This window comes from Saccharothrix sp. DSM 118769 (assembly GCF_052936295.1).
Window position 1 is genome coordinate 8,477,026 of record NZ_CP193627.1, and the last position, 22,568, is coordinate 8,499,593.

General features: G+C 74.8%; 19 protein-coding genes. 6 read left to right on the forward strand and 13 right to left on the reverse strand.

Translation table 11 applies throughout. From position 1 onward, the window contains the following. The first annotated feature begins 6 nt into the window (after positions 1-6). The 3 genes from ACRAKJ_RS35960 to ACRAKJ_RS35970 all read left to right on the forward strand — a co-directional run bounded on the left by ACRAKJ_RS35960 (position 7) and on the right by ACRAKJ_RS35970 (position 3,406). A complete protein-coding gene (locus ACRAKJ_RS35960; protein ID WP_438921827.1) occupies positions 7-1,188 on the forward strand; it encodes a PQQ-dependent sugar dehydrogenase in 1,182 nt (393 codons plus the stop codon). A gap of 224 nt (positions 1,189-1,412) precedes the next feature. Continuing rightward, positions 1,413-2,807 (forward strand): DUF1996 domain-containing protein, encoded by a 1,395-nt coding sequence (locus tag ACRAKJ_RS35965; RefSeq protein WP_438921826.1) that lies wholly within the window; start codon positions 1,413-1,415, stop codon positions 2,805-2,807. Next, complete coding sequence (locus ACRAKJ_RS35970) at positions 2,804-3,406, forward strand: hypothetical protein (RefSeq protein ID WP_438921825.1); 603 nt, start codon at positions 2,804-2,806, stop codon at positions 3,404-3,406. Before ACRAKJ_RS35965 ends, ACRAKJ_RS35970 begins: the two co-directional genes overlap by 4 nt. A 517-nt stretch (positions 3,407-3,923) precedes the next feature. On the opposite strand, the gene ACRAKJ_RS35975 is transcribed toward ACRAKJ_RS35970, so the two are convergent. From ACRAKJ_RS35975 to gatC, 7 genes are all read right to left on the reverse strand, one after another. Then, complete coding sequence (locus ACRAKJ_RS35975; protein ID WP_438921824.1) at positions 3,924-6,410, reverse strand: M14 family zinc carboxypeptidase; 2,487 nt, start codon at positions 6,408-6,410, stop codon at positions 3,924-3,926. 116 nt (positions 6,411-6,526) lie between these two features. After that, positions 6,527-9,187 (reverse strand): CHAT domain-containing protein, encoded by a 2,661-nt coding sequence (locus tag ACRAKJ_RS35980; RefSeq protein WP_438921823.1) that lies wholly within the window; start codon positions 9,185-9,187, stop codon positions 6,527-6,529. Between the two features lie 79 nt (positions 9,188-9,266). Continuing rightward, positions 9,267-9,485 carry a hypothetical protein gene (locus tag ACRAKJ_RS35985; protein ID WP_438921822.1) on the reverse strand — a complete coding sequence of 73 codons (219 nt, stop codon included), beginning with the start codon at positions 9,483-9,485 and terminating at the stop codon, positions 9,267-9,269. Positions 9,486-9,844: 359 nt separating this feature from the next. After that, positions 9,845-11,347: an Asp-tRNA(Asn)/Glu-tRNA(Gln) amidotransferase subunit GatB gene (gene gatB / locus ACRAKJ_RS35990; RefSeq protein WP_438921821.1), complete on the reverse strand. Its 1,503-nt coding sequence runs from the start codon at positions 11,345-11,347 to the stop codon at positions 9,845-9,847. Further along, positions 11,344-11,535, reverse strand: coding sequence for a hypothetical protein (locus tag ACRAKJ_RS35995; RefSeq protein WP_438921820.1), 192 nt, complete (start codon positions 11,533-11,535; stop codon positions 11,344-11,346). The genes gatB and ACRAKJ_RS35995 overlap by 4 nt, the downstream gene beginning before the upstream one ends. Further along, the gene (gene gatA / locus ACRAKJ_RS36000; protein ID WP_438921819.1) at positions 11,532-13,049 is read right to left on the reverse strand and encodes an Asp-tRNA(Asn)/Glu-tRNA(Gln) amidotransferase subunit GatA; all 1,518 of its coding nucleotides are present in this window, start codon (positions 13,047-13,049) and stop codon (positions 11,532-11,534) included. Before gatA ends, ACRAKJ_RS35995 begins: the two co-directional genes overlap by 4 nt. Continuing rightward, on the reverse strand, positions 13,046-13,345 hold the full coding sequence (gatC, locus tag ACRAKJ_RS36005) for an Asp-tRNA(Asn)/Glu-tRNA(Gln) amidotransferase subunit GatC (protein ID WP_015804727.1): 300 nt from the start codon (positions 13,343-13,345) through the stop codon (positions 13,046-13,048). Before gatC ends, gatA begins: the two co-directional genes overlap by 4 nt. Before the next feature lie 213 nt (positions 13,346-13,558). Between gatC and ACRAKJ_RS36010 the strand changes: the two genes are divergently transcribed. Continuing rightward, positions 13,559-14,212: an ACT domain-containing protein gene (locus ACRAKJ_RS36010; protein WP_438921818.1), complete on the forward strand. Its 654-nt coding sequence runs from the start codon at positions 13,559-13,561 to the stop codon at positions 14,210-14,212. Between the two features lie 7 nt (positions 14,213-14,219). Here the strand turns inward: ACRAKJ_RS36010 and ACRAKJ_RS36015 are convergent, their stop codons facing one another. Further along, positions 14,220-14,873: a LysE family transporter gene (locus tag ACRAKJ_RS36015; protein ID WP_438921817.1), complete on the reverse strand. Its 654-nt coding sequence runs from the start codon at positions 14,871-14,873 to the stop codon at positions 14,220-14,222. A gap of 32 nt (positions 14,874-14,905) precedes the next feature. Then, the gene (locus tag ACRAKJ_RS36020; protein WP_438921816.1) at positions 14,906-15,616 is read right to left on the reverse strand and encodes a 3-keto-5-aminohexanoate cleavage protein; all 711 of its coding nucleotides are present in this window, start codon (positions 15,614-15,616) and stop codon (positions 14,906-14,908) included. 26 nt (positions 15,617-15,642) lie between these two features. On the opposite strand from ACRAKJ_RS36020, the gene ACRAKJ_RS36025 reads away from it, so the two are divergent. Then, positions 15,643-16,053, forward strand: coding sequence for an SWIM zinc finger family protein (locus ACRAKJ_RS36025; RefSeq protein ID WP_438921815.1), 411 nt, complete (start codon positions 15,643-15,645; stop codon positions 16,051-16,053). Here the strand turns inward: ACRAKJ_RS36025 and ACRAKJ_RS36030 are convergent. Next, the gene (locus ACRAKJ_RS36030; RefSeq protein ID WP_438921814.1) at positions 16,034-16,540 is read right to left on the reverse strand and encodes a GNAT family N-acetyltransferase; all 507 of its coding nucleotides are present in this window, start codon (positions 16,538-16,540) and stop codon (positions 16,034-16,036) included. The genes ACRAKJ_RS36025 and ACRAKJ_RS36030 overlap by 20 nt on opposite strands. A gap of 270 nt (positions 16,541-16,810) precedes the next feature. Between ACRAKJ_RS36030 and ACRAKJ_RS36035 the strand changes: the two genes are divergently transcribed. Then, positions 16,811-18,754, forward strand: a complete 1,944-nt coding sequence (locus ACRAKJ_RS36035) for a GTP-binding protein (RefSeq protein WP_438921813.1) — start codon at positions 16,811-16,813, stop codon at positions 18,752-18,754. Between the two features lie 12 nt (positions 18,755-18,766). Here the strand turns inward: ACRAKJ_RS36035 and ligA are convergent, their stop codons facing one another. Genes ligA through ACRAKJ_RS36050 form a run of 3 tightly spaced genes read right to left on the reverse strand, consistent with a single transcriptional unit; the run spans position 18,767 to position 22,566 of the window. Then, entirely contained in the window at positions 18,767-20,980 is a 2,214-nt protein-coding gene (gene ligA / locus ACRAKJ_RS36040) for an NAD-dependent DNA ligase LigA (protein ID WP_438921812.1), read from the reverse strand. Positions 20,981-20,989: 9 nt separating this feature from the next. Next, positions 20,990-21,679 carry a hypothetical protein gene (locus ACRAKJ_RS36045; RefSeq protein ID WP_438921811.1) on the reverse strand — a complete coding sequence of 230 codons (690 nt, stop codon included), beginning with the start codon at positions 21,677-21,679 and terminating at the stop codon, positions 20,990-20,992. Further along, positions 21,676-22,566: a LysR substrate-binding domain-containing protein gene (locus ACRAKJ_RS36050; protein WP_438921810.1), complete on the reverse strand. Its 891-nt coding sequence runs from the start codon at positions 22,564-22,566 to the stop codon at positions 21,676-21,678. Before ACRAKJ_RS36050 ends, ACRAKJ_RS36045 begins: the two co-directional genes overlap by 4 nt. Positions 22,567-22,568 lie beyond the last annotated feature (2 nt).

Genomic DNA, 22,568 nt, shown 5'->3' on the forward strand with positions numbered 1-22,568 from the left:
GGTGGCGTGTCGCGACTGCGTGGAGTGGTGATCGGGTCGGCCCTCGGCCTGCTGGTCGCGGGCTGCGCGAGCTTCCCCGAGCAGCCGGGACCGGCGGGGTGGAGCGCGGCCCAGCAGCTGACGCCGCAGGCCGGGCCGGTGCCCGAGCTGCCCGGCGAGCTGCCCAAGGCGCCCCAGGGGCAGCAGCCCGGCCAGTCGCAGGCCCCCGTGCCACCGCCGCAGGGCTGCAAGGACTTCAACCCGGCCGTCGTCGGCACCTGCCTCGACCCGGTGTCCGGGGTCGCGCTGACCGACGTGAACCCGGCCACGGGCGCGGTGACGGCGCTGGCGACCGAGCGCGCCACCGGGCGGCTCGTGCGCGTGACGAAGGACGTGGACCCCGTCGAGCTGGCCCGCTTCGAGGTGGACGCCTCCACCGACGGCGGGCTGACCGGGCTGGCCCTGTCGCCCACCTACGCGGAGGACCAGCTCGTCTACGTGTACGTGACGACCGCCACCGACAACCGGGTGATGCGGATCGCGCCCGGTGACGTGCCCAAGCCCGTGCTGACCGGCATCCCCAGGGGACCGTCCGGCAACCGGGGCGTGCTGGCCCACGACCGCACCGGCGCGCTGCTCGTGGCGACCGGCGACGCGGGCAACCCGGCGTCGGCGGCCGACCCGGCGTCGCTGGCCGGGAAGGTGCTGCGGATCGACGGCTCCGGCCAACCCGCGCCGGGCAACCCCACCGCCGGGTCGCGCGTGCTGGCGTCCGGGCTGCGGTCGCCGGGCGGGCTGTGCGTGGCCGGCGACGGGTCGAAGACGTGGGTGACCGACGCGGGCGCGTCCGCCGACCTGCTGTACCGGGTCGAGGCGGGCAAGGCGCTGGGCGACGCGGCGTGGTCATGGCCGGAGCGGCCGGGCGTGGCGGGGTGCGCGTCGATGTCCGACATGGTGTGGGTGGCGACGTCCGCGACGCCGGGGACGCTCACGCTGCCGATGAACCCCGACGGCGGCTTCACCGGCAAGCCGGAGCCGATGCTGGAGGGCGAGGACGGCTTCGGCCGCCTGGGTCCGATGGTGGCGCTGGACGACCGGACGGCGCTGGCGGGCACGGTGAACAAGGCGGCCGGCGGCACCCCGGTGTCCAGCGACGACCGCGTGGTGATCATCCTGCGCCCGGACACGGCCGGCGGCAGCAGGGACTGACGTCCCGGGGGCCCGCGCCGGTTCCCCACCCCTGTCTTCGCGACTTTCCCGTTATCCCCTCACGGCGGTGGCATCTCCTGGTCGGCACCCGGTTCGGTGCCGACCCTGCGGACACACCCCTGAGAGGGACCATGTCATCACTTCCCGTTCCCGAGACGCCGTCTTCCGGGCGCCGCCGCCACGGCGTCCCGCGCACCAGGGGGCGTCGGCGGACCCTGGCCGCGTTGACCGCGCTGGCCGTGACCGGTTCGGCGGCGGTGTACGTGACCTCGACGTTCGCCGCCACCGCCCCGCCCGCGCAGCCGCTGCTCTCGCAGGGCCGGCAGGCGACGTCGTCGTCCACCGAGGCCGCCGCGTTCGGCGCGGCGAAGGCCGTGGACGGTGACCCGGGCACCCGCTGGTCGAGCGCGTTCCGCGACCCGCAGTGGCTCCAGGTGGACCTCGGCTCGACCGCGTCGATCAGCAAGGTCACACTTGCGTGGGAACGTGCCCACGCGCTCGACTACCAGTTGCAGTCATCGTCCGACGGCCTGACGTGGACGACGTTCGACCGGGTGGCGAATTCACCCGGGGGTACCGAAAGCCACGACGTCACCGCGACCGGGCGTTACGTGCGCGTGCACGCCACCAAGCGGTCGACCCAGTACGGCGTCTCCCTGTGGGAGTTCCAGGTCTTCGGCACGGCGGGCCCGACCACCACGACACCACCCGCAAGTGCGACGACCGGCGTCCCCACCACGTCGTCCCCCAGCGCCACGACCTCCTCCACCACGGCCGTCCCCACCACCACCGCTCCTACCACGACCGCCCCCGGCACCACGTCGGCCGGCCCGACCACGTCCGCGACCATCCCCCCGAACGCGGTGCGGGTGGCGGAGTTCGTGGCCGAGTGCCCGTTCACGCACCGCCTGCCGGACGACCCGATCGTGTTCCCCAAGCTGTCGGGCGCGTCGCACATGCACAGCTTCTTCGGCAACGAGTCGACCGACGCTCACTCGGACGTGAACTCCTTGTCCGCCGCGCGGAGCACCTGCTCGCCCTCGGTGGACGTGTCGTCCTACTGGGTGCCGACGCTGTACGTGGACGGTCAGCCGGTCGAGCCGACCGGTACCACGTTCTACTACCTGGGTGAGGGCGTGAAGCCCGAGGTGACGGCGCGCATCCAGCCGTTCCCGCTGGGCCTGCGGGTCGTCGCCGGCAACGCGAGGGCCACCGCGCCGGACGCCACCACGCTCTCCCGGTGGTCGTGCCTGCACGCCGGGCACGTGGGTTCGTCGAAGGACTTCGTCAACTGCCCGGCGGGCACGATGCTGGAGTCCTACCTGGACTTCCCGCAGTGCTGGAACGGCAAGGACCTGGACGCGCCGGACCACAAGAGCCACATGTCGTACCCGGTCGACGGCGGGTGCCCGGCGACCCACCCCGTGCCGGTCCCGAAGCTGCGCCAGGTGCTGCGCTACCCGGTCAGCGGCGACCCGTCGCGCATCAGGCTGGCCTCCGGCGCGGGCTTCACCATGCACGGCGACTTCTTCAACGCGTGGCCGGAGGCGGAGCTGGCCCAGCGCGTCCGCGACTGCATCAACGTGATCGTCAAGTGCGGCCCGAACGGCCGCCCATGACCCCCACCCCCCACACCTGTCCTGACCTGCACTTCTCCCGCACCCCTCGCGGTCCGGCCACCCCGCGCGGCAGGCGCGGCCTCGCGCTGGCCGTCGCCGTCGCCGCGGCGGCGCTGTGCGCGGCGTGCGGCAGCGGCCCCGCGGGCGGCGAGGCGGCCCCGGCGGCGGCCTCGTCCCCCGCAGCCGCGCCGACGACGGCGGCGAACGGCGGGTTGTCGCCCACCGACGTGGCCTGGCTGGAGCTGCTCATCGCGCAGGACGAGTCGGCGTTGGCCCTCGTCGGGGCGATGGGCGACGAGTGGGACGCGGTGGCGAGCGACTACCGGCGCGAGTTGGCGCGGGCCCGGGAGATCCTCGCGGGCGCGGGTGCCGTGGACAGCCGGCAGCACGAGGGGCACGACATGCCCGGGATGGTGCCCGCCGACGAACTGGCCGCGGTGTCGGGCGGCGAGGTCGGGCGGCGGGTGTTGCGGGCGCAGTTGGAGGAGTCCGCCGCGGTCGCCTCGGCCGAGCGGTCGGCCGGGGTGGCCGAGGACGTCGTGTCCTTGGCCGTCGAGGTCGAACGGTCACGGGCCGCGCACCTCGAAGGGCTCGGGTGAGGTAGGCGCATCGCAGGGCTGGGTGCACTCGGGACCTCGCGAGACCCCCGAGTGCACCCAACGCATCGCGGGGCTGGGCTGCACCCGGTGCGTCACGGGGCCGAGGTGCGCTCGGCGCGTCACGGGACCGGGCTGCACCCGGCACATCGCGAGGCTGGGGTGCGCTCGGCACGTCGCGCAGCCGGGGTGCGCTCGGCGGGTCGCGGGTCGCGGGTCGCGGGTCGCGGGTCGCGGGTCGCGGCTGCGCTCGGCGCGTCGCGGGCAGGGTGGGCTCGGGGCGTCGTGGGCCGGGTGTTCGGGGCGTTGGTCGTCGGTCGGCTGCGGGGGCTCCTCGGGTCGTGTGGTGGGCGTTGATCGCGTCCGCTTGGTCTTCAACCGATGTCCGGGACCGGCGTTTACGTACATCGATCACCCGATCGTGTAGCCATCGGGGCTGTCACCAGCGGAGATGACGGGGGCCGCCGGGGTGTGGGGGACGAGCACCCCCTCCCCCCGGCGGCCTTGGTGCACCCGGTGTTCAGTGTGCCGTTCGGTAGAGCGCGTCCGCTACCTGCCAGTACAACCCCTTCGGGTGGTCTCGGAAGAGTGGTTCCGTGCCGAACAGCACCGCTTCGGCACCTCGCGGGGACCGGCCCGCCACCACGGCCGCCTGGCCCGCCGCCTCCGCTTGGCCGCCGGTGCCGTCGGGGCGGCTCGCCCAGTGGCCCGCGACCACGTCCTCGTAGCGCTGGAGCGCCCGCACCCCCTCGCCCAGGTCCGCGAACCAGTGGGGGGCGTACACGAACGAGTGGTCCTTGACGCCCGCTCCGTCCACGACCGACACCACGCCGTTGGCGTCCTCCCTGCCCGCCACCGCACGGACGGGGAGCAGGGACGTGTCCGTCGCGAACCTCGCCCCGGTCGCACCCCTCGTCACCACCCCGCCGCGCGCCAGGAAGGCGTCCACGGCGGCACGCGCGGCGGGGGTCAGCTGGTCGTGGCGCAACCCCGACGAGACGAACAGGACGTTCACCCCGGTCAGGTCGAACCCGGCGTTCAGCGCCGCCGTCGACACCGGCCTGACCTCGAAACCCATGTCGCGCAACGCCTTCAGCTCGTCGGCCGCCACCGCGCCGGCCACCACCGGGCGGACCAGGGGGCGGGTCGGCGCGGTGCCCGCGGCGGTGAAGCGGGCACCGTGGCGGTCCGAGACCTCGGTGACCGCCGCGCGGGCGGAGGCGGGGGCGACGACGGTGCCGTCGTCGGCGCGGCGCAGCGCCACGCCCCGCGCCAGCAGGTCGTTGACCGCCGCCGCGTCCCTGCCGTCGCGCGGGACCAGGGACAGGTCCCGCCCGGGGGCCGCGTCGACCGAGCCGGTGGGCGACGCGGCGGCCACGGGTCGGCCGCGCACGTCGAGGCGACCGGTGGGCACGGCGTCGACGGTGGCTCCCCACAGCAGGCCGTGGCTCCAGCCGCTGATGTCGTACATGACGTCGACCCGGTCGGAGATGTCGCTGCCCGCCTCCAGCAGCACGTTGGCCAGCGCCCGCTTGGGCTGGTGCATGTCGACCACGTACGACCCGGCGGGGTGGGTGCGGCCGGCGAGGGTGAACGGGCGGTCGGCGCGCGTCACCCGGACGTCGTGCGCGACGAGGTGGTCGACGAGCCGGGCCGCGGCGGCGCCGGAGCGCTGGCCGTCCCCGACCGGGATGACGTAGGCGCGCGGGAACGTGGTGGTGTAGCGGTCCTCGGGCCCGAAGCCGGGGACGACGCCGTCGGGCACGGTGCGCTGCGGTTCGCCGGCCAGGCCGCGCCGGAACACCTCGACCTGGTTGTCGAGCATGGGCAGGCGGTTGTCGCGCACGTAGCCGAGGGCGCTGCGGACGGTGGCCTCGACGACGTCGGTGTTGATCGCGGAACGCCGGCGCAGCTCCGCCTCGGGCAGGGTCTGGTAGTCGCCCCGGTTGACCCGCATCGGGACCTCGATCGTGTAGGACACCGCGCCGTGGTACATCGAGTACTGGGCGGTGTAGATGGGCGCCCACCCGTCCCACTCGCCGGGTTGGTAGTCGCGGAACGGGATCTCGGGTCGGGCGGCCTCGGGGTGGCCGAGGGCCTGCACGGCCTTCTCCATGCGCAGCCCGCCGGCGTAGCCGTGCTCGACGTAGAGGTCGAAGTCGTAGTTCTGGCCGTGCGGCGGGGTGGTGGGTTCGATGAGGGTGTTGGCCACGTAGCCGTGCTGGTCGAGCACGAGCAGCGGTTGGACGCGCTCGACGACGTCGCGCAGGGCGCGGGACTCGGGTTGGGAGTTGGTGACGAAGTCGCGGTTGAGGTCGAAGCCGGCGCCGTTGGCGCGGGTGCCGGTGACGCGGCCGTCGGGGTTGGCGCTGAGGGTGAAGTAGACGCGGTGGCGGCGCAGGAACGTCGACGCGGACGGGGTGAGCGCGAGGTCCTCGATGACGCGCAGGGCGCCGTCGGTGCCCTCCCACTCGTCGCCGTGGATGTTGGCGTTGACCCAGACGGGCGCCTTGTAGGCGGTGCGCAGGAAGATGTCGCGGCGGGCGGCGACGGGGTCGTTCTCGATCTTCTCGCGCCACGCGTCCTGGCGGCGGGTCTCGGCGGGGGTCTCGGGCGCGGTGAGGGTGACGAGGTAGAGGTCGCGGCCCGCGGTGGACTGGCCGACGACCTCGACGGAGACCCGGTCGCTGCGGCGCTGGAGGTCGTTGAGGCGGGGCGCGAGGGAGTGGTAGGGGGCGAGGCCGAGCTTGAGGGCCTTGTCGGTGGGGTCCTCGGGGTAGGCGCGGAGCTGGGTGCGGCGCGGGTAGCCGGGGTTGGCGTCGGGCCAGTTGTCGCCGCGCGCGGTGGTCGCGGTGAGCGGCGCGTCGGTGGCGGCGACCTGGTTGCGCTCGGGGCCGTTGCCGGGTTCGCGCCCGGTTCCGGTGGCCGGGGCGGCGGTCGCGGGTGTGAGCAGCGTGGTCGGCAGCAGTGCGGTCAGCAGCAGTGCGGCGAGCAGGGTCGAGCGCACCGGTCACCCTCCGATCACCGGGGAACCCGGGAGGGGTTCGCTCCCTCCTGACTAGTGGGCGGGCCGGTCCCGGGTCAACCGGTCGACCGGGGGGAGCCGGGGCCGCCGGGTGGTGGTCAGCCGGACCCGAGGCAGACGAACGGCCTGCGCAGCGGGTCGACGGCGACGGCGTCGGCGAGGGCCACGGCGGGTCGGGCGCCGGCGGCGAGGTGGCGGTGGAAGTCGGCCATGGCGGCGGCCGAGGGGTGGTCGCCGACGCGGCTGGAGGCGGCGATGACGGTGCGGGTGCCGCCGGCGAGGAGGGCGCCGGCGAAGCCGAGGGGTTCGTCGCCGGGGCGGACGCGGTTGAGGGCGAGTTCGCACGCGGCGAGGACGACGCGGTGCGGTGGGTGGCGGACGCGGCCGACCTCGTGGGCGAACAGGGCGCCGTCGACGAGTTCGAGGCGGGAGAACAGGGCGTTCTCGGGTTCGTGCTCGCCGTGGGCGGCGATGTGGGCGAGGTGGACGCCGTCGAGGGCGTCGAGGACGGCGGTGACGCGGGCGTCGGCGACGCCGAGGACGGTGGCGTCGCCGTGGTAGCCGGCGAGGTTGTCGATCTCGCCCTGGGCGGCTTGCAGGCCGGGGCCGCTGACGAGCAGGACGCCGTCGGCGGCGGGGCGGTCCTCGCGGGTGGCGGACACCCAGGCGGTGGCGGACGGCACGGCGGTGGTGGGCCGGTTCGCGCAGGTCGGGAGGACGCCCCAGGGGACGACGTAGAGGGCGCCGGTGGGCACGACGACGAGTTCGCGGTCGCCGAGGAGGGCCGCGAGGGGGCGCAGGAGGAGCTGGTCGAGCTTGTCGGCCTCGCGGCGCGCGGAGGCGGCGATGACGTCCAGCAGGGGTGGTGCCAGGTGGTCGGGGGCGAGGGCGTTGAGGTCGGCGTGGAGGCGGCGGGCGCCTTCGGTGGCGGCGGCGGCGGAGCCGAGGCGCACCATGCGGACGCGGTCGTCGACGAGGACGACGGCGAGGAGTTCGTCGCCGCTGACGGCGTAGCTGACGAGGGCGCGGCCGGCGAGGCGGGCGAGGACCTCGTCGGGGGTGACGACGGGGCGGGGCGTGCCCCAGGGGTGGGCGGCGCTCCAGCCGAGGCGGGAGGCGGCGCGCTGGCTCGTCCGGAGGCGGGTCTCCAGTTCGGCGGTGGGCAGGCCGTCGAGGCGGGCGCGGAGCAGGACGCGGCTGAGCCTGCGGACCTCGGTGATCCGCTCGCCGAGTTCGCTGTCCACGGTGGACTCGGCGGGGTCGTAGCGGTAGAGCTGGGCGCGGGTGCGTTCGAGCCAGGTGAACAGGCGCTTGGCGTTGGCGGCCGGGTCGCGGCCGCGCAGCACCAGCCCGATGGCGAGTTCGCCCAGTTCGCGGCCGTGGACGGCGGTGCCGGAGACGAGTTCGAGGCCGCCGAGGCGGTCGCGCACGCGGCCGAGTTCGGCGAGGCCGGCCTTGGCCTGGGCGAGGGCGACGCGGTGGTTGCCGCGGGCGAGGGCGAGTTCGGCGCGGCAGAGCCGCAGCACCATGCGGTGGTCGATGGGGGCGGGGCGGCGGGCCTTGGGGACGCGGCGCAGCAGGTCGGCGGCGCGGTCGGGGTTGGCGCGGCGGATCTCCAGGCGGGCGGCGAGGACGAGGGCGAACGCGGCCTGGTCGGGGAGCTTGAGGTCGGCGAGTTCGGCGGACAGCGCCTCGGCGCGGGCCACGACGGCGGCCCCGGGGCGGGGCGGGGTGCCGGCCGCGTCGCGGGGGCGGGCGGCGAGGGGGCGGGTGGCGAGGGGGCGGGCGCCGAGGAGGCGCTGGGCGTCGACGCGCAGGGCGATGAGGCCGGCGACGGCGGCCCACGCGGGGCTGCCCCGGCGGGCGAGCTTGCGCTGCGCGGAACCGGCCGTGCGCTTGGCGAGCAGGAGGTCGCCGTCCTGGAGGGCGGCGGCGGCGCGGAACAGCTCGGCTTCGGCGACGTCCTGGCCGGTGCGCTGGCGGCGCAGCTCGGGCAGCACCTCGTCGAGGAGCCGGCCGGCCTCGTCGGCGAGGCCGACGCTGATCATGGCCTCGGCCTGGTCGATGCGCAGGCGCAGCAGCAGGCCGGGTTCGAGTTCCTGGAACGCCCGGTTGGCCTCGTGGTAGTACCGGAGGGCGGCGGGGATGTCGCCGGCGCGCTGCACGGTGTTGCCGAGCGCGTGCTTGGCGATGGCCGCGCGCAGCGGCAGGTCGTGGGCCTCGGCGAGGGCGACGACGCGGTCGAGGTCGCGGACGGCCCGGTCGTGGTGGTGGACCTCGCCGTGGGCGTTGCCGCGGTTGGACAGGGCGAGGGCGAGGAGGTTGACCGCGTCGGGGTCGGGTGCGCGCCGGATCGCCGCGTCGAGCAGGTCGACCACGACGTCGAGGCTGGCGATGCCCTCGTCGATGCGGCCCACCCGGCACAGCAGGGCGGACCGGTTGAGGTTCGCGGTGGTGGCGAGGCGGGCGCGCAGCACGTCGTCGCGCAGCTCCGCGAGTTCGCGGTCGACGGCGGCGAACTGGGTGAGGCCGTCCTCGACGTTGCCGGTCTCGCCGAGGCAGAAGGCGAGGAGGCTGAGGAGCCGGATGCGGACCTCGTGGCGTTCCTGGGGGTCGACGCCGGGGGTCTCCAGCAGTTCCAGGCCGCGCCGCATCTGCCGGATGGCGGCGGGGTGCCGGTCGGCGGTCGCGGCGTCGAGTGCGCTGTCGCGCAGTTCCCGGGCGAGGGCGACGGCCCGAGCGGGTTTCGGCGCAGGCACGGTCATATCAGATCACAGCCGGTGCGGGGGTGCCGCCGACTCGGGGTCGGCGGCACCGCCGCGCGTCACCGGGCGATCGTCAGACGGCGGCCGCCGGCTCGCTCCCGGGCTTGTAGGGGCCGCCGTTGGGCGTCGGCAGCGGTTCGCCGCCGGGCTTGTAGGGGCCACCGGTGGGCACGGGCAGCGCGCCACCGCCGCCGGAGCCGGCCTCGGGCACCACCAGGTCGGTGGTCCCGGCGACCAGGTCGTCCTCGATCGCGTCGATCTCCGCGACGAGCTTCGGGTCGGTTCCAGCCATGACGTCGTCCTCCCCTAACAACGGGCCCGTCCAGGCTTGTGCGCGACGGGCGGTCCAGTCCGGTGGCGACCTCCCCGACCGCCTCCCGAACGGGCCCAAGCCTTACACAGATGGACGCAGCCACGAGGAGAAATTTCACTATGAGCTACCAAGATCACGTTCAGCGCCGCGTTGACCAGCAGCAGCATGGTCAATTGAGCTTTGTTACCACTCGAACGGACGAATGCCTTCACAGGCTGCATCCACTGTGGGTCCGCAATAGTGTGGACACCCGCCCCGGCAACGGCCCCCGGGAACGACCCCCGGGAACGACGAGGGGGGCGGCACCCGCGGGCACCGCCCCCACCCGGTCGCACGACCTACGAGCAGCGGGCGATCACGAGCTCCCGCACGCGCTTGGCGTCCGCCTGGCCCTTCGTCGCCTTCATCACCGCGCCGACGATCGCACCGGCCGCGGCGACCTTGCCGTCGCGGATCTTCGCCGCCACGTCCGGCTGCGCGGCCAGCGCCTCGTCGACCGCCTTCTCCAGCGCGGAGTCGTCGGACACGACCTTCAGGCCGCGCGCCTCGACGACCGCGTCCGGCTCGCCCTCGCCGTCGAGCACACCGGTGACGACCTCGCGGGCCATCTTGTTGGTCAGCTCACCGGAGTTGACCAGCGCCACGACCCGCGCCACCTGCGCCGGCGTGATGGCCAGCCCGGACAGCTCCACGCCCCGGTTGTTGGCCTCCTTGGTCAGGTAGGCCACCCACCACGACCGCGCCTCGGCGGGCGTCGCGCCCGCGTCCACCGTCGCCGCCACCAGGTCCACCGCACCGGAGTTGACCAGGTCGCGCAGTTCGGCATCGGTCAGCGACCACTCCTGCTGGACGCGCTTGCGGCGCTCCCACGGCAGCTCCGGCAGCGTCCCGCGCAGCTCGTCGACCCACTCGCGCGACGGCGCGACCGGCACCAGGTCGGGTTCCGGGAAGTACCGGTAGTCCTCCGCGGTCTCCTTCTTGCGCCCCGGGGAGGTGCTGCCCGTGGACTCGTCGAAGTGGCGGGTCTCCTGGGTGACCGAGCCGCCGTTCGCGAGCACCGCCGCCTGGCGGGTCATCTCGAACCGCACGGCCCGCTCGACGCTGCGCAGCGAGTTCACGTTCTTCGTCTCGGTGCGCGTGCCCAGCTCGCCCGTGGTCTTCGGCGAGAGCGACACGTTCGCGTCGCAGCGCAGCGAGCCCTGGTCCATCCGGACGTCCGACACGTCGAGCGCCTTGAGCAGGTCGCGCAGCGCCGTCACGTAGGCGCGCGCCACCTCGGGGGCCCGCTCGCCGGTGCCCGGGATCATCTTGGTGACGATCTCGATCAGCGGCACGCCCGCGCGGTTGTAGTCGAGCAGCGAGTGCTCGGCGCCGTGGATGCGCCCGGTCGCGCCGCCCACGTGCAGCGACTTGCCGGTGTCCTCCTCCATGTGCGCGCGCTCGATCTCGACCCGCACGACCTCGCCGTCGTCCAGCGTCACGTCGAGCCAGCCGTTGAACGCGATCGGCTCGTCGTACTGCGAGGTCTGGAAGTTCTTCGGCATGTCCGGGTAGAAGTAGTTCTTCCGGGCGAACCGGCACCACTCGGCGATCTCGCAGTTCAGCGCGAGGCCGATGCGGATGGCCGACTCGATCGCGGTGGCGTTGACCACCGGCAGCGCGCCGGGCAGGCCCAGGCACACCGGGCACACGTTCGTGTTGGGTTCGCCGCCGAACGCGTTGGCGCACCCGCAGAACATCTTGGTGTTGGTGTGCAGCTCGACGTGCACCTCCAACCCCAGCACCGGGTCGTAGCGCTCGACGACCTCGGCGTAGTCCATCAGCTCGTCCACCGACGTCATGACTTCCCGCCCTTCCGCAGCCCGCGCGCGGCCAGCGCCGCACCGGTGATGGCCACCAGGATGCTCGCCGCCGCGTTGGCCAGGGCCAGCTTGTCGCCCTTGCCGCGGGCCGACTTCAACGTGGAGAACGCGCTGGTCGCGGCACCGGCGGCGCCCACCAGCGACAGGATCACGCGCGCCTTCTTCACCGGGCCACCGCCAGGTCCGGCACGCCCAGGACCAGCGCCGACCCGGCCGCCGCGTCCCGCGCCGCCTCGTAGGCCGCCGCCACCCGGTACATGCGGTGGTCCTGGAGCGCCGGGGCCATGATCTGCAGCCCCACCGGCAGGCCGTCCTCGTCGGACAGTCCACTGGGGAGGCTCATGGCCGCGTTGCCCGCCAGGTTGGCGGGGATCGTGCACAGGTCGGCCTTGTACATGGCCATCGGGTCGCCGGTGCGCTCGCCGATCGGGAACGCCGTGGTCGGCGTGGTCGGCGACACCAGCACGTCGACGGTCGCGAACGCCGCGTCGAAGTCCCGCGAGATCAGGGTGCGCACCTTCTGCGCCGACCCGTAGTAGGCGTCGTAGTAGCCCGACGACAGCGCGTACGTGCCGATCATGATGCGGCGCTTGACCTCGGGGCCGAACCCGGCCTCGCGGGTCAGCGACATGACCTCCTCGGCGCTGCGGGTGCCGTCGTCGCCCACCCGGATGCCGTAGCGCATCGCGTCGAAGCGGGCCAGGTTGGACGACGCCTCGCTGGGCGCGATCAGGTAGTACGCGGGCAGCGCGTAGTCGAAGCTCGGGCAGGAGACCTCGACGACCTCCGCGCCGAGCTGCTTGAGCTGCGCCACGGCCGCCTCGAAGCTGCGCAGCACGCCCGGCTGGTAGCCGTCGCCGGAGAACTGGGTGACCACGCCGACGCGCACGCCGGACAGGTCGCCGTTCGCGCCCTCGCGGGCCGCCGCCACCACGGGCGGGACGGGCGCGGCGATCGAGGTGGAGTCCAGCGGGTCGTGGCCCGCGATGACCTCGTGCAGCAGGGCCGCGTCGAGCACCGTGCGGGCGCACGGGCCGGCCTGGTCCAGCGACGAGGAGAACGCCACCAGGCCGTAGCGCGACACGCCGCCGTAGGTGGGCTTCACGCCGACCGTGCCGGTGACCGCGCCGGGCTGGCGGATCGAGCCGCCGGTGTCGGTGCCGATCGACAGCGGGGCCTCGAACGCGGCCAGCGCCGCCGCCGAGCCGCCGCCGGACCCGCCGGGGATGCGGTCCAGGTCCCACGGGTTGCGGGTGGGCCCGTAGGCGGAGTTCTCGGTGGAGGAGCCCATCGCGAACTCGTCCATGTTGGTCTTGCCGAGGACCACCACGCCCGCCTCCTTGAGGCGGCGGGTGACCGTGGCGTCGTAGGGCGGCAGCCACCCTTCGAGCATCTTGGAGCCGACCGTGGTGGGCACGCCCTCGGTGGTGAACACGTCCTTGAGCGCCACCGGCACGCCGGCCAGCGGCCCCACGGCCTCGCCGGCGGCGACGGCGTCGTCCACCTTCTTCGCGGCGGCCAGCGCGCCCCCGGTGTCGACGTGCAGGAACGCGTGCACCGCGCCGTCGACCTCGGCGATCCGGTCGAGGTGGGCCTGCGCGACCTCGACCGCGGAGACCTCGCGGCTCGCGATCCTCGCGGCCAGCTCGGCCGCGGTGCTGCGGATCAAGTCCTTGCTCATGCTTCCTCACCCAGGATTCGAGGAACGCGGAAGCGGCCTTCCTCGGCGGCGGGGGCGCCCGCGAGCGCCTGCTGCTGACCGAGGCTGGGACGCACCACGTCCTCGCGGAACACGTTGGTCAGCGGGACGGCGTGCGACGTGGGCGGGATGTCCGCGGTGGCGATGTCGCCGACCGTGGCAACCGACTGGAGGATCACGTCCAACTGGCCCGCGAACAGGTCGAGCTCGTCGTCGGTGACGGCGAGCCTCGCCAGTCGGGCCAGGTGCGCGACCTCGTCGCGGGAGATGCTCGGCACCTCGTCAACCCCCGGGGGTCTGGTTTTATGGTTTTTGGACCCACCGAGTCTATGGGCTGGTCAGGGGGACCTCGTACCGGGTTGCGCGCCCGCGCGCGCGGGGGTGCGCGATTTTACCGGTGCGCAACGCGGCCGGGAGGTCGGAAAGCGAAGCTGCGTCTGCGAGAATCACCGGTCGGCAAGTCCCACCACCTGCTCTTGGAGGCGTGCACCGTGTCCTTCCTGATCCGGGTCCAGCTCCCGGACCGTCCCGGCACACTGGGCGCGGTCGCCACCGCGCTCGGCGAGATCGGGGCCGACATACTGAGCGTGGACGTGGTGGAGCGCGGGGCGGGCCTGGCCATCGACGACCTGGTGGTCGAGCTGCCCTCGGGCCGGTTGCCGGACGTGCTGATCACGGCGGCCGAGTCGATCGAGGGCGTCGAGGTGGACGCGGTGCGGCCGTACGCGGGTGTGCTGGACACCCACCGCGAGCTGGAGCTGGTCGAGGAGGTCGCCGAGGACCCCAAGCACGGGCTGGAGGTCTTCACCGAGGGCGTCCCGAAGATCATCCGGGCGGGCTGGGCCGTCGTCGTGTCGTGGGACGGGCGGAAGGTGCACCGGCTGACCTCGTCGTCGGCCGCGCCGGAGACCCGCCTGGAGTCCCAGCCGTGGATGCCGCTGGCGCGGGCGACCGTGCTCGACGGCGACGACGACTGGGTGCCCGAGACGTGGCGCGAGCTGGGCACCGAGCTGGCCGCGACGCCGCTGGGCAAGCCGGACCGCGTGCTGCTGGTCGGCCGGCCGGGCGGTCCGATGTTCCGCGCGGCCGAGGTGGCGCGGCTGGCGCACCTGGCGGGCATCGTGTCCGTCGTGCTGCCGGACTGAACCCCGGCTAGTCCTCCCCGCCGGTCACGGCGACCGCGACGCCGAGGCCGATCATCGTCGCCCCGCCGACGCCGCCGACCGCCGCGAGCCGGCGCGGCGAACGGGCGAACCAGGTCCGCGCGGTGGCCGCGGCGAGGCCCCAGGCGCTGTCCGAGGCCACCGCGATGAGGTTGAACACCAGGCCGAGCAGCAGCACCTGCGCCACCACGTGCCCGCGTGCCGGGTCGACGAACTGCGGCAGCACGGCGGCGAAGAACACGATGGTCTTCGGGTTGGCCACGCCGACCGCGAACCCCTCCCACAGCGTGCGCAGGCCGCCGCGCGCGACGCCGCCACCGCCGCCACCGCCGCCGCCGGGGTCGGCCGTCAGCTCACCGCGCCGGCGCACCGCCTTCACGCCCAGGTGGACCAGGTAGGCGGCGCCGGCCAGCTTGAGCGCGGTGAACACGAGCGCCGAGCGCTCCACGACCGCGCCCACGCCGAACGCCACGGCCACCACCAGCAGGTACGCGCCCAGGGTGTTGCCGACGACGGTGACCAGCGCCGCCCGGCGGCCGTGCGCCAGCGCCCGGCCGATCACGAACAGCACGCTGGGCCCGGGGACCAGGATCAGCGCGAACGACAGGGCCGCGAAGGCCCACAACCGCTCGGTGGACACCATGCGCCCAGGCTAGGCACCCGGTCCAGGCAGTTTCAGCCGCGCGCCAGGGCCACCAGCTGCGCGTTCGTCAGGCCCGTCTCGCCGTCGCGGCCCAGCAGGGTGTCCTCCAGGCCGACGCGGGTGTCCAGGCCGCGGGCGAGCGCCAGGTCCAGCACCGGCCACGCGCTGTCGTCCTCGCCGTGCAGCAGCACGGGCGCGCCGAGCGGCGCGAGCAGGTCGAGCAGGCGTTCGGCGTCCCCGGTCGTCCCCTCCGGCCGCACCTCGGCCAGCACGCGGACCGTGCCCGGCGGGAGGCCCGCGTCGAGCAGGGTGCGCGCCGCGGCCTCGTGGAACACGCCCAGCTCGATCCCGACGCCCGCCTCGCGCAGGGCCGCGGCGCACCCCCGCCAGCCCTCCTCGTGGACGTTGACCGACGCCACGTCCGGCCGGCCCGCCGCGAGGCCCGCCCAGCCGCGCAGCAGCTCGGCCCGCCGCACCGGGTCCGGCACGACCCACGCGCCCGTCGTCACGCCGATCTCCGCGCCCGGCACGGCGGCGCGCACCACCGCCACCGCCGTGGCGACCTCCGGTCCGGCCAGGACCTCCAGCCCCACCACGTCACGGGGGTGGAGGTGGAACGCCGACACCCCCAGCTCGGCGCACGCCGCGGCGTCCGCGGCCAGCTGCTGCGGGGTGATCGGCAGGTTCGGGTGGTCGCCCGGCACGCGGGCGCCGTTCAGACATGCCTGGAGCACGGAGCCCACTCAACCGCACGGTGTTGGATACCGCCATGCAGACGCTCACCCCGGCCCTGCTCCGACACCACGCGGGCGCCAAGTCCTACTGGCGCGGGTTGACCTACCGGGACGCCGTGGTGGAGCTGGTCGTGCGCTCGCGGCACGTGGACGCGACCGTCGTCGGCGCCGACACCTACCGGGTGTCGCTGGCCTGGGAGGGCACCCACCTGGCGGGCGACTGCTCGTGCCCGTACGGGGCGCAGGGGTTCTTCTGCAAGCACTGCGTCGCGGTCGGCCTGGTGCTGCTCGACCGGGGCCTCACCGTGCCGCCGCCCGACGCGGAGGACGCGGAGCTGCGCGCCCGGCTGGGCGAGCTGGACCACGCCGAGCTGGTCGAGCTGCTCTACGAGCGGGCGAGCGCCGACCGGGCGCTGCGCGACGCCGTCATGCGAGTTCGAGGCTGAACGCGCAGGCCACGACGTCCACGCCGGGCACCGGCAGCCAGTCGCGCTCGGGCAGCCGCCGGAACCCCAGCCGCCGGTAGAGGCGGTGCGCGGTGAGCATGTGCTCGGAGCTGCTCATCACCAGCCGCCGCGCGCCCAGCTCCCGGGCCCGCGCGACGACCGCCAGCACCAGGGCCTCGCCGACGCCGCGCCCGCGCGCCCCCGGGCTCACCGCGAGCATCCGGAACTCGACCTCGCCCGGCCGGCTGACCTCGGCGTACGGCGTGCCCGGCCGCACCACGGTCACCGTGCCCAGCACCGTGTCCTCCACGTCCACCGCCACCAGCAGCTCCGCCTGCGCGGCCCGCGACCGCGCGTCGACCAGCACGTCGGCGTACCCGCCGGTGTGGCTGTCGATGTGGCGGTCGGCCCGGTAGGCGGCCACCGTGACCGCACCGGCCGCCGCCCACTCGTCTTCCCTCGCGGGCCTCACCACGACGTCGGCCATCTGGCACCCCTCCACCTCGGCGACTCCCGATTCCCGATTCCCGATTCCCACCCCCAGACAACTGCGCGGGTGGTGGTGCGATCAAGGTCCGGCGGCGATGTCACCCGTTGCCGCCCGCAAGACTGCGGAGCGCGTTAACCGGTTGCCGCACCCCGGGTCGGCCTGGTTGCGTGGTCGGGGTCCCGATCCCCCGAGCGAGGAGACGCGTCGTGCGAGCTGTCACGCCCTTCCGGAAGGTCCTGAACACCTGCCAAGAGGACGTGACACCTGGTGCGAACGCTCAACCTGGGCATCCTGGCCCACGTCGACGCCGGTAAGACGAGCCTGACCGAACGGCTGCTGCACACCGTCGGCGTCATCGACGTGCTCGGCAGCGTCGATGGCGGCAGCACGCGGACCGACACGCTCGACCTGGAGCGGCAGCGCGGCATCACCATCAAGTCCGCGGTGGTGTCGTTCGAGGTCGCGGGCACGACGGTCAACCTGGTCGACACCCCCGGCCACCCGGACTTCATCGCCGAGGTGGAGCGGGTGCTCGGCGTGCTCGACGGCGCGGTGCTGGTCGTGTCGGCCGTCGAGGGCGTGCAGGCGCAGACCCGCGTGCTGGCGCGGGCGCTGCGGCGGCTGCGCATCCCGACGCTCGTGTTCGTGAACAAGGTCGACCGGGGCGGCGCGCGGCCGGAGGCGGTGCTGCGCGACCTGGCGGCGGTGCTCGCGCCCGCCGTGGTCGGCACCGGGCGGGTGCTCGGCGCGGGCACGCGGTCGGCGTCGGTCGTGCCGGGGCTCGCCGACGACGCCGCCGAGGTGCTGGCCGACGGCGACGACGCGCTGCTCGCCGCCTACGTCCGCGGCGACCTGCCGGACCTGCGGCCGGCGCTGGCCGAGCAGACCCGGCGGTGCGCCGCGCACCCGGTGTTCTTCGGGTCCGCGATCACCGGCGCGGGCGTGCCCGACCTCGTGCGGGGGCTGGTCGAGCTGCTGCCGGCGGCGTCCGGCGACCCGTCCGCGCCGCTGTCGGCGCTGGTGTTCAAGGTCGAGCGCGGGCACGCCGGCGAGCGGGTCGCCCACCTGCGGCTGTTCGGCGGCGTCCTGCGGGTGCGCGACCGGGTGCCGGTGGCGGGCGTCGGGCGGAAGGTCACCGGTATCGCCGCGTTCGCGCACGGCGACGCGGTGCGCGCCGACGCGGTGTCCGCCGGGCAGGTGGCCCGGGTGTGGGGGCTGGGCGGGGTCCGCGTCGGCGACGCCGTCGGCGCGCGGCCACCGGTGGTCGTGCACCGGTTCGCGCCGCCGACGCTGGAGACCGTCGTGGTGCCGGCCCGCGCGGCCGACCGGCCCGCCCTGCACGCGGCGCTGGCGCGGCTCGCCGAGCAGGACCCGCTGATCGACCTGCGGCAGGACGACGTGCGGCGGGAGATCCGGCTGTCGCTGTACGGCGAGGTGCAGAAGGAGGTCGTGCAGGCCACCCTCGCCGCCTCGCACGGCCTGGACGTGGCGTTCCGCGAGACCACCACCGTCTGCCTGGAGCGGCCGGTCGGGGTCGGCGAGGCGGTGGAGGTCGGGCAGCAGGGCGACAACCCGTTCCTGGCCACGGTCGGGTTGCGCGTCGAACCCGGTGACGGCGTCGCGTTCGCGCTGGGCGTGGAGCTGGGGTCGATGCCGTTCGCGTTCTTCAGGGCCGTCGAGGAGACCGTGCGCGAGACCCTCGCCGAAGGGCTGCGCGGCTGGCGGGTGGACGACTGCGCGGTGACCGTGACGCGCGCCGGCTACTGGCCCCGGCAGTCGCACGCGCACGCCACGTTCGACAAGTCCATGTCCAGCACGGCGGGCGACTTCCGGCTGCTGACCCCGCTGGTGCTGATCGAGGCGCTGCGGCGGGCCGGCACCGCGGTGCACGAGCCGGTGCACCGGTTCGCGCTGGAGGTCCCGACCGACGTGCTGGGCGTGCTGCTGCCCGCGCTGGCGAGGCTGCGCGCCGTGCCGCTGGACACCCGGCCGGGCGGGCGGACGACCGTGCTGGAGGGCGACGTGCCCGTCGCGTCCGTGCACGCCCTCCAGCGGCGGCTGCCGTCGCTCACCCGCGGCGAGGGCGTGCTGGAGACCTGGTTCTCGCACCACTCCCCCGTGGTCGGGGAGCCGCCGGCGCGGGCGCGCACCGACCACGACCCGCTCAACCGCGAGGAGTACCTGCTGCGCGTGACGCGGCGGACCGACTGACCACGCCTCCGCCTACGAACCGGCCTGATCCCCCTCGGCGGGGCTTTCGCCGGCCGGTTCCCCGGCAGGGCTCTCCTCTGCGGAGGGCTCCTCTGCGGGGGGCTCCTCGACAACGGCCACGGCCGCCGCGGCTTCCGGGCCCTGCTCCAGCAGGACCCGGAAGCCCGCCTCGTCCAGCACGGGCACCTTCAGCTGCGCGGCCTTCTCGGCCTTCGACCCCGGCGACTCGCCGACCACCACGAACGCCGTCTTCTTCGACACCGACCCCGCCGCCTTGCCGCCGCGCGACAGGACCGCCTCCTTGGCCTCGTCCCGCGAGAACCCGTCCAGCGAGCCGGTGACCACGATCGACAGGCCCTCCAGGGTGCGCGGGACCGACGCGTCGCGCTCCTCGGCCAGCCGCACGCCCGCCGCGCGCCACTTCGCCACGACCTCCTGCCGCCACGGGGTGTCGACCCACTCGCGGACGGCGGCGGCGATGGTCGGGCCGACGCCCTCGGCCGCCGCCAGCTCCTCCTCCGACGCCGACGTGATGCGGTCGAGCGAGCCGAACTCGCGGGCCAGCGCCCGCGCCGCCGTCGGGCCCACGTGGCGGATCGACAGCGCCACCAGCACCCTCCACAGGGGACGCTCCTTGACCGCCTCCAGGTTGTCCAGCAGCTTGTGCGCGTTGGTGGTCAGCCCGCCGTGGACGGTCCGGAAGAGGCCGACCTCCAGCAGCCGGTCCGCGTCCAGCGAGAACAGGTCGCCCTCGTCGCCGTAGACCGGCGAGTCGACCAGGGCCGCCGCGGCCTCGTAGCCCAGCACCTCGATGTCGAGCGCCGACCGGGACGCCAGGTAGGCCAGGCGCTCCCGCAGCTGCCCCGGGCAGCCCGCCGCGTTGGGGCAGCGGATGTCGACGTCGCCCTCCTTCATGGGGCGCAGCAGGTGGCCGCACTCCGGGCAGGACACCGGCATCACGAACTCGCGGGCGTCGGCGGGGCGGGCGTCGACCACCGGGCCCAGCACCTCGGGGATCACGTCGCCGGCCTTGCGGATGACGATGCGGTCGCCGATCAGCACGCCCTTGCGGCGGACCTCGCTCGCGTTGTGCAGGGTGGCGCGGGCGACGGTGGACCCGGCGACCTTCACCGGCTCCATCACCGCGTACGGCGTGACCCGGCCGGTGCGCCCCACCTGCACCTTGATGTCGAGCAGCGTGGTGGTGGCCTCCTCCGGCGGGTACTTGAACGCGATGGCCCAGCGCGGCGCGCGGGACGTGCTGCCCAGGCGGCGCTGCAGCGACACCTCGTCGACCTTGACGACCACGCCGTCGATCTCGTGCTCGGCGTCGTGCCGGTGCGCGCCCCAGTGCTCGACGTGCCCGGCGACGTCCTCGAACGCGGTCAGCACCTTCGTGTGCGGTGACACCGGCAGGCCCCACGCGCGCAGCGCCTCGTAGGCGGCGGACTGGCGGGTCAGCTCGAAGCCCTCCCGCTTGCCGAGGCCGTGGCAGATCAGCCGCAGCCGGCGGGACGCGGTGACCTTCGGGTCCTTCTGCCGCAACGAGCCCGCCGCCGTGTTGCGGGGGTTGGCGAACGGCGGCTTGCCCGCCTCCACGAGCCGGGCGTTGAGCTCCAGGAAGTCCTCCACGGCGAAGAACACCTCGCCGCGCACCTCCACCAGCTCGGGCACCGGGTGCTCGTCGGTGCCGGTCAGCACCTCGGGCACGTCGTCCAGCGTGCGCACGTTGAGCGTCACGTCCTCGCCGGTGCGCCCGTCGCCGCGGGTGAGGGCGCGGACCAGCCGGCCCTTCTCGTAGAGCAGGTTGACCGCCAGGCCGTCGATCTTCAGCTCGCACAGGTAGTGGACGCCCGTGCCGACCTCCTTCTCGACCCGTTCGAACCACGCGCGCAGCTCGTCGGGCGAGAACGCGTTGTCCAGGCTGAGCATCCGCTCCAGGTGGTCCACCGCCCGGAACTCGGTCGAGAACGTGCCGCCGACCCGCTGGGTGGGCGAGTCGGGGGTGGCCAGGCCGGGGTGCGCCCGCTCCATGGCCTCCAGCTCGCGCAGCAGCGCGTCGAACTCACCGTCACCGACCGTCGGCGAGTCCTTCACGTAGTAGTTGAACTGGTGCCCGCGCACCACCTCCGCCAGGGCGGCGTGGGCCTCCCGCGCGGCGGCGGGCACGTCCTCCACGCCCTCGGCGGGCGGTTGGGTCTCGTTCACCGGGTCGCTGCTGGTCACAGCATGATCCTAGTCAAGGGGCCCGACATTTTCGCCGCTGTCCCCGGCCATCCCCCGAACCAGTTCGCGCAGTTCCAGCAGACCGATCGTGCCCTCCGGTTCGGCTGACGCGGTCTCCACCCGACCGAGTCGTTCGCCCGCCAGTCGCTCACCCAGGGTGACGTCCAGGGGGAGGAACGTCATGGTCCGCCGGGCCGCGTCGTCCAGCGCGGCGAACTCCGGGTGGTACACGGCGACGTCCACGAGCCCGTCCGCGACCTGGGCGACGACCCGCACGTCGGCGAGCGCGATCCGCCGCGCGCCCAGGTTGACCGTCACCCTGGTCGGGTCCGGCACGGGCGGCACCGAGTCGTGGTACTCCCAGATCATGTCCCCGGCGGGCGCGGCGGCCATCCAGGCGTCGGTCCACGCCCGCAGCCTCGGGTCCTCCTGCCCGGTGAGGACCAGCGCGTAGATGGCGCGGTGCCCGCGTTCGAGGGAGAAGCGCAGGTCGGGGTGGACGGCGGCGACCAGGGCGCCGATCTCGTCCTCGACGCGGTGCGGCTCGCCGTCGCCGAGCGCCGCGCTGACCGCCGGCAGCAGCTCGAACCAGGCCGTCCAGAACGCGACCGCCGCCTCGTCCGGGTTGGGCAGGTGCGCGCGGGCTCCCCCGGCCTGGGGTCCGGGCACGTCGGGGCGTCGGCGGCGGAACCAGCTCATGGCCCCATTGAACTACGCCGGACCGCCACCGCGAGGAGTTCCGCGGCAGGTCCCACGAGCCGCCGCCCGCCCGGCCACACGGCCCGCAGCACGCGCCGCAGGTCCAGCCCGACCGGCACCTCCACCAGCCGCCCGTCGGCCAGGTCGACGCCCACCGCGAGCGCGCTGAGCACGGCCGGCGCGACCCCGGCGACCACCGCGCCGCGCACCGCCGTCGTCGACCCCAGCTCCAGCGCGGGCGGGCACGCGCCGGGCAGCGCGCGGTCGAGGGTGTCCCGGGTGCCCGACCCGCGTTCCCGCACCACCAGCGGCGTCGCGGCCAGCTCGGCGGCGGTCGGCCCGCGCCGCCGCCGCGCCCACGGGTGGCCGGGCGCGACGACCAGGGCCAGCCGGTCCACCGCGACCTTCCGGGTGGACAGCCCGGCCAGCGCGCCGGGCGCCTCGACGAACCCGACGTCGACCGCGCCGTCGCGGACCAGCCCGACGACGGTCTCCGAGTTCGTCACCCGCAGCCCCACCCGCAGGCCGGGCCGGGCGCGCCGCAGCTCGGCGATCCAGCCCGGCGCGAGGTGCTCGGCCACGGTCATGCTGGCCGCGACCCGCAGCTCCGCCTCGCGCGCCGACCGCAGCGCCTCCGCGCCCGCCAGCAGCCCGGCGACCTCGTCGAGCACGCGCCGCGCCCGTTCGCCGACCACCACGCCCGCCGGGGTGAGTGCGGAGCCGCGCCGGCCCCGGTCCACCAGCACCAGCCCCAGGGCGCGCTCCAGCGTGGCCAGGCGCTTGCTCGCCGACGGCTGCGCGACGCCGAGCCGTTCGGCGGCCCGGCCCAGGCTGCCCAGCTCGCCCACCAGCACCAGCAGGCGCAGCGAGTCCAGGTCCGGGGTCATAG

What these genes read in the sequence shown, in the direction of transcription:
- ACRAKJ_RS35970 (WP_438921825.1), top strand. Translation starts at nt 2,804, where the DNA reads ATGACCCCCACCCCCCACACCTGTCCTGACCTGCACTTCTCCCGCACC.
- gatB (WP_438921821.1), bottom strand. Translation starts at nt 11,347, where the DNA reads ATGACGTCGGTGGACGAGCTGATGGACTACGCCGAGGTCGTCGAGCGC.
- ACRAKJ_RS36050 (WP_438921810.1), bottom strand. Translation starts at nt 22,566, where the DNA reads ATGACCCCGGACCTGGACTCGCTGCGCCTGCTGGTGCTGGTGGGCGAG.
- ACRAKJ_RS36015 (WP_438921817.1), bottom strand. Translation starts at nt 14,873, where the DNA reads ATGGTGTCCACCGAGCGGTTGTGGGCCTTCGCGGCCCTGTCGTTCGCG.
- gatA (WP_438921819.1), bottom strand. Translation starts at nt 13,049, where the DNA reads ATGAGCAAGGACTTGATCCGCAGCACCGCGGCCGAGCTGGCCGCGAGG.
- ACRAKJ_RS36025 (WP_438921815.1), top strand. Translation starts at nt 15,643, where the DNA reads ATGCAGACGCTCACCCCGGCCCTGCTCCGACACCACGCGGGCGCCAAG.
- ACRAKJ_RS35985 (WP_438921822.1), bottom strand. Translation starts at nt 9,485, where the DNA reads ATGGCTGGAACCGACCCGAAGCTCGTCGCGGAGATCGACGCGATCGAG.
- ACRAKJ_RS36030 (WP_438921814.1), bottom strand. Translation starts at nt 16,540, where the DNA reads ATGGCCGACGTCGTGGTGAGGCCCGCGAGGGAAGACGAGTGGGCGGCG.
- ACRAKJ_RS36045 (WP_438921811.1), bottom strand. Translation starts at nt 21,679, where the DNA reads ATGAGCTGGTTCCGCCGCCGACGCCCCGACGTGCCCGGACCCCAGGCC.